Source organism: Pseudomonas sp. NPDC087690 (assembly GCF_044743175.1).
In the GTDB taxonomy this organism is placed as follows: Bacteria; Pseudomonadota; Gammaproteobacteria; order Pseudomonadales; family Pseudomonadaceae; genus Aquipseudomonas.
Window position 1 is genome coordinate 2,707 of the sequence record NZ_JBIUVX010000068.1, and the last position, 10,576, is coordinate 13,282.

Here is a 10,576-nt window from a genome sequence, read left to right on the forward strand (position 1 = left end):
CCTCAGTACGACATCACGCGCCAGGTTATCGAGCGCATGAATCAGCTGAAGTAACCCATGACCGTGACTATAAAGCTCGGCCAGTTGGCCGAGTTCCTCGGCGCCACCCTGCGTGGCGACCCGGAGAAGCAAATTACTGGGCTAGCCACTTTGCAAGAGGCTGGCCCAGCTCAGTTGAGCTTTCTGGCAAATCCTCAATATCGCAAGTACCTGGCGGGTTCGCAGGCAGCGGCCCTGTTGCTCAAGGAAGCTGACGCCGAAGGTTTCGCCGGTAATGCGTTGGTCGTGCCTGATCCTTATCTGGCGTACGCGCGTATCTCGCACTTGTTCGACCCCAAACCAAAAGCCGCGGCGGGTATCCACCCATCGGCGGTCATTGCGGACGATGCAGTGGTTGATCCAACCGCTAGCATCGGCCCGTTCGTGGTGATCGAAGCAGGTGCGCAGATCGGTGCTCAAGTGACCTTGGGTGCACATTGCTTCATCGGTGCGCGCAGTGAAATTGGTGAAGGCGGCTGGCTTGCGCCGCGCGTGACCCTGTATCACGACGTGCGCATCGGCAAGCGTGTGGTGATCCAGTCCGGTGCGGTACTCGGTGGTGAGGGCTTCGGCTTCGCCAACGAAAAAGGCATCTGGCAGAAAATCGCCCAGATTGGCGGCGTGACCATCGGCGACGATGTCGAGATTGGTGTAAATACCGCGATCGACCGTGGTGCGCTCGCCGACACCGTAATCGGCAATGGTGTGAAACTCGACAACCAGATTCAGATTGCGCATAACGTCCAGGTCGGTGATCACACCGCGATGGCCGCGTGTGTCGGTATCTCCGGCAGCACCAAAATCGGCAAGCACTGCATGCTCGCCGGCGGTGTTGGTCTGGTTGGCCACATTGATATTTGCGACAACGTTTTCCTCACCGGGATGACCATGGTGACCCACTCGATTACCGAGCCAGGCGCCTACTCTTCCGGTACAGCCATGCAACCGGCGGCCGAATGGCGCAAAAGCGCGGCCCGCATCCGTCAGCTCGATGACATCGCGCGACGTTTGAAACAGCTGGAAAAGCGCGTAGGGGAAGTGACCCCTGACGGCAATGCTTCATCAGATGGCTGATACCATTTCCATATCAAGTGTGCACAGCCTCTAGACTGCCTCCTTGATTTGCTAGAGGAGTGCGCGTCAGTCGCGCTCCCAATCTTTACATAGGCTTCCCCCCGAAATGATGGACATCAACGAGATTCGCGAATACCTGCCTCACCGTTACCCGTTCCTGCTGGTGGACCGGGTGGTGGAACTGGACACTGAAGGCAAGCGCATTCGCGCCTACAAGAATGTCAGCATCAATGAACCGTTCTTCAATGGTCACTTCCCGGCGCATCCGATCATGCCAGGCGTACTGATCATCGAAGCGATGGCTCAGGCTGCCGGGATCCTCGGTTTTAAAATGCTTGATGTGAAGCCTGCCGACGGCACGCTTTACTACTTCGTCGGTTCCGACAAACTGCGCTTCCGTCAGCCTGTGCTGCCGGGCGACCAGTTGATCCTCGAAGCCCGGTTCATCAGCTGCAAACGTCAGATCTGGAAGTTCGAGTGCCAGGCTTCGGTCGATGGCAAGCCAGTCTGCTCGGCTGAAATCATCTGTGCGGAACGCAAGCTATGAGTTTGATTGACCCTCGCGCAATCATCGATCCGTCGGCCGTTCTGGCTGACGGCGTCGAGGTCGGCCCGTGGTCGATCATCGGCGCAGGTGTGGAAATCGGCGAGGGGACCGTGATCGGGCCGCATGTAATCCTCAAAGGCCCGACGCGTATCGGCAAGCACAATCGCATCTACCAGTTTTCCTCGGTAGGCGAAGACACGCCCGATCTGAAGTACAAAGGTGAAGAGACCCGTCTGGTCATCGGTGACCACAACGTCATCCGTGAAGGCGTGACCATTCACCGTGGCACCGTTCAAGACCGTTCGGAAACCACCCTGGGCGATCACAACCTGATCATGGCCTATGCCCACATCGGTCACGACAGCGTCATCGGCAACCACTGCATTCTGGTCAACAACACTGCATTGGCTGGCCATGTGCACGTTGATGACTGGGCGATCCTTTCCGGTTTCACTCTGGTTCACCAATATTGCCACATCGGCGCCCACAGCTTTTCCGGCATGGGCACCGCCATCGGCAAGGATGTGCCAGCGTTCGTTACCGTGTTTGGCAACCCGGCCGAAGCGCGCAGCATGAACTTCGAAGGCATGCGTCGCCGTGGTTTCAGTGAAGACGCCATCCACACCCTGCGTCGCGCCTACAAAACCGTGTACCGCCAAGGGCTGACGGTCGAGCAGGCGCTGGCTGAGCTGGTTGAGCCGGCGGCACAGTTTCCGGAAGTCGCGATATTCCGTGACTCCATCCAGTCGTCGACTCGCGGCATCACTCGCTGATCATGGCCAATCTGCGTATTGCGCTGGTGGCGGGTGAAGCTTCCGGTGACATTCTCGGCGCGGGTCTCATGCGGGCCCTCAAGGCACAGCATCCGGCGGTCGAGTTCATCGGCGTCGGCGGCCCGCTGATGCAGGCTGAAGGCCTGACCTCCTACTTTCCCATGGAGCGTTTGTCGGTCATGGGCCTGGTCGAAGTCCTCGGACGTCTGCGCGAGCTGCTCAAGCGCCGCAAAGACTTGATCGCCACGCTGATCGCCGAGAAACCGGATGTGTTCATCGGCATCGATGCCCCCGACTTCAACCTCAATATCGAACTGAAGCTGCGTCAGGCCGGGATCAAGACCGTGCATTACGTCAGCCCGTCGGTATGGGCGTGGCGGCAGAAGCGTGTGCTGAAGATCCGCGAAGGCTGCGATCTGATGCTGACGCTGCTGCCGTTCGAAGCAAAATTCTACGAAGAGAAGGGCGTGCCGGTGCGGTTCGTCGGCCACACGCTGGCCGATACCATTCCACTGGAGGCCGATCGCGCTGCGGCGCGCGCCGAGTTGGGCCTGCCCGACGGGCCGCTGGTAGCGTTGATGCCCGGTAGCCGTGGCGGCGAAGTGTCCCGATTGGGCGCCTTGTTTCTCGACACCGCCGAACGTCTGCGCGCCATGCGCCCAGGTGTGCGCTTTGTCATTCCGTGTGCCAACCCGGAGCGTCGCGCGCAGCTTGAAGAGTTGCTCGCCGGCCGCGATCTGCCGGTAACCCTGCTCGATGGCAAGTCGCATCTGGCGCTGGCCGCATGCAACGCGGTGTTGATCGCCTCTGGCACCGCGACCCTCGAAGCGCTGCTGTACAAACGGCCAATGGTCGTGGCTTACCGCCTGGCACCGCTGACGTTCTGGATTCTCAAGCGCATGGTCAAGAGCCCGTACGTGTCTTTGCCGAACCTCCTCGCCCAGCGCTTGCTGGTGCCAGAATTGTTGCAGGATGATGCGACAGTCGAAGCACTGGCGCAGACCTTGTCGCCGCTGATTGAAGGCGGCGAAGAGCAGACCCGTGGTTTCGACGAAATCCACCGCACGCTGCGGCTGGACGCTTCCAATCAGGCGGCGGACGCCGTCCTTAACCTGATCGGTCAGACACGATGAGCAAGACAAGCATGCAGATGGGCCTGGATTTCACCTTGGTCGCCGAAGTCGAAGAACTGGTCGCCGGTGTCGATGAAGTCGGGCGCGGCCCGTTGTGCGGCGCCGTGGTGACGGCAGCGGTGATCCTCGATCCGAACCGGCCGATTCTCGGCCTCAACGACTCGAAGAAACTCACTGAAGCCAAGCGCGAAAAGCTCTACGACGAGATCATCGAGAAATCCCTGAGCTGGTGCATCGCCCGCGCCGAAGTCGAAGAAATCGACGAGCTGAATATCCTCCACGCGACCATGCTGGCCATGCAGCGCGCGGTCGCCGGTCTGCACATCCAGCCGAAACTGGCGATGATCGACGGCAACCGTTGCCCGCAACTGCCGATGCGCGCCGAAGCCGTGGTGCAGGGCGACGGCAAGGTGCCGGCCATTGCTGCCGCGTCGATTCTGGCCAAGGTCAGTCGTGATCGTGAAATGGCCGCGTTCGAATTGATCTACCCGGGTTACGGCATCGGCGGTCATAAAGGCTACCCGACGCCCGTTCATCTGGAAGCGTTGGTGCGGCTTGGCCCGACGCCGATTCACCGGCGCTCGTTCGCCCCGGTGCGTCAGGCTTATGAAGTGCTCGAAGGCCTGACGCAGGTTTAGTCGCAAGGCTGATGTTTTGCTCGAGGCCCGGTACAATCCGGGCCTTGTTGTCTCTATGTAACTGGACAGGATCACTATGCCGGCTTCATTCGTTCATCTACGCCTGCACACTGAATACTCGCTGGTCGACGGGCTGGTACGGATCAAGCCGCTGGTCAAGGCGCTGACCGCCATGAACATGCCGGCGGTCGCGGTCACCGACCAGAACAACATGTGTTCCCTGGTCAAATTCTATAAAAACACCATGGGCGCCGGCATCAAGCCGATCTGCGGCGCCGACCTGTGGCTGTCGAACAAAGACCCGGACGCACCGCTGAGCCGGCTCAGCCTGTTGGTGATGAACGCCAAGGGCTATCGCAATCTTACCGAGTTGATCTCGCGCGGCTTTATCGAAGGTCAGCGCAACGGCATGATCATCGTCGAGCGCGAATGGGTGGCCGAGGCCAATGAAGGCCTGATCATGCTGTCCGCCGCCAAAGAAGGCGAGATCGGCATGGCCTTGATCGGTGGCAACCCGGCAGAAGCCGAAGCCTTGGCGCGTGAATGGATGACGGTGTTCCCGGATCGTTTCTATCTGGAAATCCAGCGCACCAATCGTCCTAACGATGAAGAGCAACTGCACGGTGCCGTAGCGCTTGCCGACAAACTTGGTGCGCCGCTGGTGGCGAGCAACGATGTGCGCTTCATCAAGCAGGAAGACTTCGCCGCCCACGAAACCCGCGTCTGCATCGGTGAGGGCCGCGCCCTTGACGATCCGCGGCGTTCGAAGAATTACAGCGATCAGCAATACCTCAAAAGCGCCGAGGAAATGATCGAGCTGTTCAGCGACATTCCCGACGCGATTGAAAACACCGTCGAGATCGCCAAGCGCTGCAACATCGAAGTCAAACTGGGCACGCACTTCCTGCCCAACTTCCCGATTCCCGATGGCATGACCATCGACGAGTACTTCCGCAAAGTCTCCTTCGACGGTCTCGAAGAGCGCCTGGCGGTGCTGCTGCCCAAGGACACCACCGAAGATTACGAAGCCAAGCGCCAGGTCTACGTTGATCGCTTGAATTTCGAACTGGATATCATCATCCAGATGGGTTTCCCCGGTTACTTCCTGATCGTTATGGACTTTATCCAGTGGGCCAAAAGCAACGGCGTACCGGTAGGTCCGGGCCGTGGTTCGGGTGCGGGCTCGCTGGTGGCCTACGTGCAGAAGATCACCGACCTCGATCCGCTGGAATACGACCTGCTGTTCGAACGATTCCTTAACCCGGAACGGGTCTCGATGCCCGACTTCGACGTCGACTTCTGCATGGACGGTCGTGACCGCGTAATTGATTACGTGGCCGAGAAATACGGGCGCAACGCGGTAAGCCAGATCATCACCTTCGGTTCCATGGCCGCCAAGGCTGTGGTGCGCGACGTGGCGCGGGTGCAGGGCAAGTCCTACGGTTTGGCGGATCGTCTGTCGAAGATGATTCCGTTCGAAGTCGGCATGACCCTGGAAAAAGCCTACGAGCAGGAAGAGATCCTGCGTGACTTCATCAAGGTCGATGAAGAGGCCGCAGAAATCTGGGAGATGGCGCGCAAGCTCGAAGGCGTGGTGCGTAACGTCGGTAAACACGCCGGTGGTGTGGTTATCGCCCCGACCAAGCTGACTGACTTCTCGCCGATCTATTGCGACGAGGCCGGTGACGGTCTGGTAACCCAGTTCGACAAGGACGACGTTGAGGCCGCGGGTCTGGTGAAGTTCGACTTCCTTGGTCTGCGGACGCTGACGGTTATCGACTGGGCGCTGAAGACCATCAACCGCGACCGTGCCAAGGTCGACGAGCCGCCGCTGGACATCGCGTTCATCCCGCTCGACGACAAGCCGACGTACACGCTGTTGCAAAAAGCTGAAACCACAGCGGTGTTCCAGCTTGAATCGCGCGGCATGAAAGAGCTGATCAAAAAGCTCAAGCCCGACTGCCTGGAAGACTTGATCGCACTGGTGGCCCTGTTCCGTCCGGGCCCGCTGCAATCGGGCATGGTTGACGACTTTATCAACCGTAAGCACGGTCGCGCCGAGCTGGCGTATCCGCACTCCGATTACCAGTACGAAGGCCTCAAGCCGGTATTGGCGCCGACGTACGGCATCATCCTGTATCAGGAACAGGTGATGCAGATTGCCCAGGTCATGGCCGGTTACACCCTCGGCGGTGCGGACATGCTCCGTCGGGCGATGGGTAAGAAAAAGCCCGAAGAAATGGCCAAGCAGCGCGGCGGTTTCATTGAGGGTTGCAAGACCAACAATATCGATGCCGACCTGGCCGGTAACATTTTCGACCTGGTGGAAAAATTCGCCGGTTACGGCTTCAACAAGTCTCACTCTGCCGCTTACGGCCTGGTTTCGTACCAGACTGCCTGGCTGAAGACTCACTACCCGGCACCGTTCATGGCCGCGGTACTGTCGGCGGACATGCACAACACCGACAAGGTCGTGACCTTGATCGAAGAAATTCGCACCATGAAGCTGCGTCTCGACGCGCCGGATGTGAATACTTCGGAATTCAAGTTCACGGTGAACGACGAAGGCCGCATCATTTACGGTCTCGGCGCGATCAAGGGTGTGGGCGAGGGGCCCGTTGAAGCGATTACTGAGGCGCGTGAGGACGGGCCGTTCAAGGATCTGTTCGATTTCTGCGCGCGGGTCGACCTCAAACGCATCAACAAGCGCACACTCGACGGTTTGATCCGCAGCGGTGCGCTGGATCGTCTCGGCCCGTTCTTCCATGAAGAGCAAAAGGCTTATCAGGCCAACATCGACCGCAACCGCGCGGTGCTGCTGGCTGCAATGGAAGAAGCGATCAAGTCCGCAGAACAGACCGCGCGCACTCACGACAGTGGTCACGCCGACCTGTTTGGCGGGCTGTTTGTCGAGGAAGACGCTGATGTTTACGCAGTGCATCGCAAGGCCAAGGAACTGACCCTGAAGGAACGCCTCAAGGGTGAGAAAGACACCTTGGGCCTGTACCTGACCGGTCATCCGATCGACGAATACGAAGGCGAGATCCGCCGTTTCGCCCGTCAGCGCATCATCGACCTGAAACCGGCCCGGGATACCCAGACCATCGCGGGGATGATCATTGCCCTGCGGGTGATGAAGAACAAGAAGGGCGACAAGATGGGTTTCATCACCCTCGATGACCGCTCGGGGCGCATCGAGGCGTCGCTGTTTGCCGATGCGTTCCATTCGGCGCAATCGTTGTTGCAGACCGACGCGATGGTGGTGGTCGAAGGCGAGGTCAGCAACGACGACTTCTCCGGTGGCCTGCGCCTGCGGGTCAAGCGAGTGATGAGCATGGAAGATGCGCGCACCAACCTTGCCGAGAGCTTGCGCCTGAAGCTGCAAACCCAGGATCTGAAAGGCGATCAGCTACGCTGGTTGGGTGATTTGCTCAAGCGTCATCGCGGTGCATGCCCGGTGACCATGGAATACACCAGCCCGGATGCGAAGACCTTGCTGCAGTTTGGCGAGACCTGGCGGATCGACCCGGCAGATGCGTTGATTCAAGCACTGCGTGACCAGTTCGGGCGAGACAACGTCTTCCTCCAATACCGTTGACCGGCAAGTGCCCTCATGGCGCTTGCCCGCAACCTGAATTTTTAATCTCGACCTCAGCGCGCCTCTCCCTTAAGGTAGGGCGCGAATAGACAACCGGCCGGCCCAAGCTCATTTGGGACACGACCCAAGACGGACGCCTATGAACCCGAATTTTCTAGATTTCGAACAGCCGATCGCCGACCTGCCAGCAAAGATCGACGAGTTGCTCTTGGTCGGTAATGACAATTCGCTGAATATCGGCGATGAGATCTCCCGCCTGCAGGACAAGAGCAAAACGCTGACCGAAGACATCTTCGGCAAGCTGACCAGCTGGCAGATCGCACGCCTGGCGCGTCACCCGAAACGCCCGTACACCCTCGACTACATTCAGCACATCTTCACCGAGTTCGACGAACTGCACGGCGATCGTCACTTCTCTGACGACGCCGCCATCGTTGGTGGTATCGCCCGCCTGGAAGACCAGCCGGTGATGATCATCGGTCACCAGAAAGGCCGCGAAGTGCGCGAGAAGGTGCGCCGCAACTTCGGCATGCCGCGTCCGGAAGGCTACCGCAAGGCTTGCCGTCTGATGGAGATGGCCGAGCGTTTCAAAATGCCGATCCTGACCTTCATCGACACTCCGGGTGCTTACCCTGGCATCGATGCTGAAGAGCGCAACCAGAGCGAAGCGATCGCCTGGAACCTGCGCGTGATGGCGCGTCTGAAGACTCCGATCATCGCCACCGTTATTGGTGAAGGTGGTTCCGGCGGTGCGCTGGCGATTGGCGTCTGCGATCAGCTGAACATGCTGCAGTACTCGACCTACGCGGTGATCTCGCCGGAAGGTTGCGCGTCGATCCTGTGGAAAACCGCAGAAAAAGCGCCGGATGCTGCTGAAGCAATGGGCATCACTGCTGAGCGTCTGAAAGGCCTGGGCATCGTCGACAAGGTGATTGGCGAACCTCTGGGCGGCGCGCACCGTGATCCAGCCGCTGCGGCTGCGTCGATCCGTGCCGAGCTGAGCTCGCAACTGGCGATGCTGAAGAAGTTCGATAACGAAGCGCTGTTGAAGCGCCGTTATGATCGACTGATGAGCTACGGCCTCTAAGTCGAACGCAATACCCCTGTAGGAGTGAGCCTGCTCGCGATGAGGGCGTAACATTCAACCAATGTGTTGGCTGTCACACCGCTATCGCGAGCAGGCTCACTCCTACATTTGTTTGGGGCAAAGAGTTAAATATGGGTCAGTCCATGATTGATTTGCCTTCCCGGCTGTTGCTCAACCTTGAGCCCTGGCGCAACGCCGCGCATTGGCGCATCGCGTTTTCCGGTGGTCTCGATTCCACCGTTCTGCTGCATCTGCTTGCCGATCTGGCAAAAAACGTATCACTCCCTCCGTTAAGCGCCATCCATATCCATCACGGCCTTCAGGCTGCAGCTGATGCGTGGCCGCAACATTGCCAGTCCGTTTGTGATGCGCTGGGTGTGCCCCTGCTGGTCGAGCGGGTGAAGGTGCAATCGGGTGCTAGCCTGGAGCGGGCGGCGCGGGATGCGCGGTACGCGGTGTTCAGTTCTCTGACGCAGGCCAATGATGTGTTGCTCACCGGTCAACATCGCGATGATCAGGCGGAAACACTGATGTTCCGGCTATTGCGCGGCGCGGGTGTACGCGGGTTGTCTGCGATGCCGGCGCAGCGGTCAGTGGGGCAGGGCACGCTCGTTCGCCCTTTGCTGGACATCTCCCGAGCCGAGCTGGAAGCGTACGCACAGGCTCATCAATTGAACTGGATCGAAGACCCGTCCAATCAGGATCGGCAATTCTCGCGCAATTATCTCCGCCATCAAGTCATGCCGCTGCTGACCGGGCGCTGGCCGCAAGCGCAGGCGAGCATGGCCCGCAGTGCCGCGCATCTGCGTGAAGCGCAGGGGTTGCTCGATGAGCTGGCGCAGATGGACCTGGCGCAGGCCGCGACCGCCCATGATTTCCAATGGCTGGGATTACCGTCGCTGAAGTTGACACCGCTGACCGCTCTGTCGGTTGCGCGTCAACGAAACGCGATCAGCCATTGGCTCGAGCCACTGACTCGTTTGCCTGACACCGACCATTGGTCGGGTTGGAGCGATCTCTGCGAGGCCGCTCATGATGCCTCGCCAATCTGGCGACTGGCCGATGGCGAGCTGCAGCGCAGCGCCGGTCGGGTCTGGTGGCTCAGCGATGCCTGGCTGCGCGCGCCAGTGATCGGATGTGAGTGGCAGACGCCGTCGTCAGCGCTACGCTTGGCCGATAACGGACGTGTCATGTTTAGCGGGCAGGCTCCCGCCGGGCCGTTGCGCATTGGCTTTCGTCAGGGGGGCGAAGTGATGCAACTGGCCGATCGCGGTCATCGCGACCTCAAGCGCCTGTTCAATGAGCGCGCGGTACCGGGGTTCGTGCGTGGCAGATTGCCGCTGCTGTTTCGCGGTGACGAATTGCTCGCGGTGGCGAACCTGCCGGGGCTTGATGGCGATGGGCACGGCGGTTGGAAATTGCATTGGCAGCCAACAGACGAAGATCAAGGTTTGAGCTGAAAGGAGCATTCCGGTAGACTACGCTCCCTTCTTGATACAACTTCTGTGGATTCGCCTGAATTGCAGGAGTTGCCGATTACCAAGCAGTCTTTGCTGGGCGATTCCAAAAAATGTGTAGCGAGCAACGTACCGGCGTTTCATCTGCCGGTCTGTCCCAACGCGGCGGTTTTTTTGAAAGGTGCACTGTGATTAATGCAGGTGATCGGGGGCTTCGGCCTTCCTTCGCT

Annotated in this window: 8 protein-coding genes; all 8 read left to right on the forward strand. The window is 59.5% G+C overall.

The genetic code is table 11. The features are described from left to right. Positions 1–57 precede the first annotated feature (57 nt). The 8 genes from lpxD to tilS all read left to right on the forward strand — a co-directional run bounded on the left by lpxD (position 58) and on the right by tilS (position 10,349). Complete coding sequence (gene lpxD / locus ACIPIZ_RS28500; protein WP_064393183.1) at positions 58–1,113, forward strand: UDP-3-O-(3-hydroxymyristoyl)glucosamine N-acyltransferase; 1,056 nt, start codon at positions 58–60, stop codon at positions 1,111–1,113. A gap of 106 nt (positions 1,114–1,219) precedes the next feature. Further along, positions 1,220–1,660, forward strand: coding sequence for a 3-hydroxyacyl-ACP dehydratase FabZ (gene fabZ, locus ACIPIZ_RS28505; protein WP_025110881.1), 441 nt, complete (start codon positions 1,220–1,222; stop codon positions 1,658–1,660). Beyond that, the gene (gene lpxA / locus ACIPIZ_RS28510) at positions 1,657–2,433 is read left to right on the forward strand and encodes an acyl-ACP--UDP-N-acetylglucosamine O-acyltransferase (RefSeq protein ID WP_064393182.1); all 777 of its coding nucleotides are present in this window, start codon (positions 1,657–1,659) and stop codon (positions 2,431–2,433) included. Before fabZ ends, lpxA begins: the two co-directional genes overlap by 4 nt. 2 nt (positions 2,434–2,435) lie before the next feature. Beyond that, complete coding sequence (gene lpxB, locus ACIPIZ_RS28515) at positions 2,436–3,566, forward strand: lipid-A-disaccharide synthase (protein ID WP_064393181.1); 1,131 nt, start codon at positions 2,436–2,438, stop codon at positions 3,564–3,566. 11 nt (positions 3,567–3,577) lie between these two features. After that, positions 3,578–4,204: a ribonuclease HII gene (rnhB, locus tag ACIPIZ_RS28520; RefSeq protein WP_064393180.1), complete on the forward strand. Its 627-nt coding sequence runs from the start codon at positions 3,578–3,580 to the stop codon at positions 4,202–4,204. Positions 4,205–4,280: 76 nt separating this feature from the next. After that, positions 4,281–7,802, forward strand: a complete 3,522-nt coding sequence (dnaE, locus tag ACIPIZ_RS28525) for a DNA polymerase III subunit alpha (protein WP_064393179.1) — start codon at positions 4,281–4,283, stop codon at positions 7,800–7,802. A 139-nt stretch (positions 7,803–7,941) separates the two neighbouring features. Next, positions 7,942–8,889, forward strand: a complete 948-nt coding sequence (locus ACIPIZ_RS28530; protein ID WP_401168822.1) for an acetyl-CoA carboxylase carboxyltransferase subunit alpha — start codon at positions 7,942–7,944, stop codon at positions 8,887–8,889. A gap of 131 nt (positions 8,890–9,020) precedes the next feature. Next, positions 9,021–10,349: a tRNA lysidine(34) synthetase TilS gene (gene tilS / locus ACIPIZ_RS28535; RefSeq protein ID WP_401168825.1), complete on the forward strand. Its 1,329-nt coding sequence runs from the start codon at positions 9,021–9,023 to the stop codon at positions 10,347–10,349. Positions 10,350–10,576: the final 227 nt, after the last annotated feature.

Coding starts and splice junctions, on each gene's coding strand:
- lpxA (WP_064393182.1), top strand. CDS start 1,657: ATGAGTTTGATTGACCCTCGCGCAATCATCGATCCGTCGGCCGTTCTG.
- ACIPIZ_RS28530 (WP_401168822.1), top strand. CDS start 7,942: ATGAACCCGAATTTTCTAGATTTCGAACAGCCGATCGCCGACCTGCCA.
- dnaE (WP_064393179.1), top strand. CDS start 4,281: ATGCCGGCTTCATTCGTTCATCTACGCCTGCACACTGAATACTCGCTG.
- lpxD (WP_064393183.1), top strand. CDS start 58: ATGACCGTGACTATAAAGCTCGGCCAGTTGGCCGAGTTCCTCGGCGCC.
- fabZ (WP_025110881.1), top strand. CDS start 1,220: ATGATGGACATCAACGAGATTCGCGAATACCTGCCTCACCGTTACCCG.
- lpxB (WP_064393181.1), top strand. CDS start 2,436: ATGGCCAATCTGCGTATTGCGCTGGTGGCGGGTGAAGCTTCCGGTGAC.
- tilS (WP_401168825.1), top strand. CDS start 9,021: ATGGGTCAGTCCATGATTGATTTGCCTTCCCGGCTGTTGCTCAACCTT.
- rnhB (WP_064393180.1), top strand. CDS start 3,578: ATGCAGATGGGCCTGGATTTCACCTTGGTCGCCGAAGTCGAAGAACTG.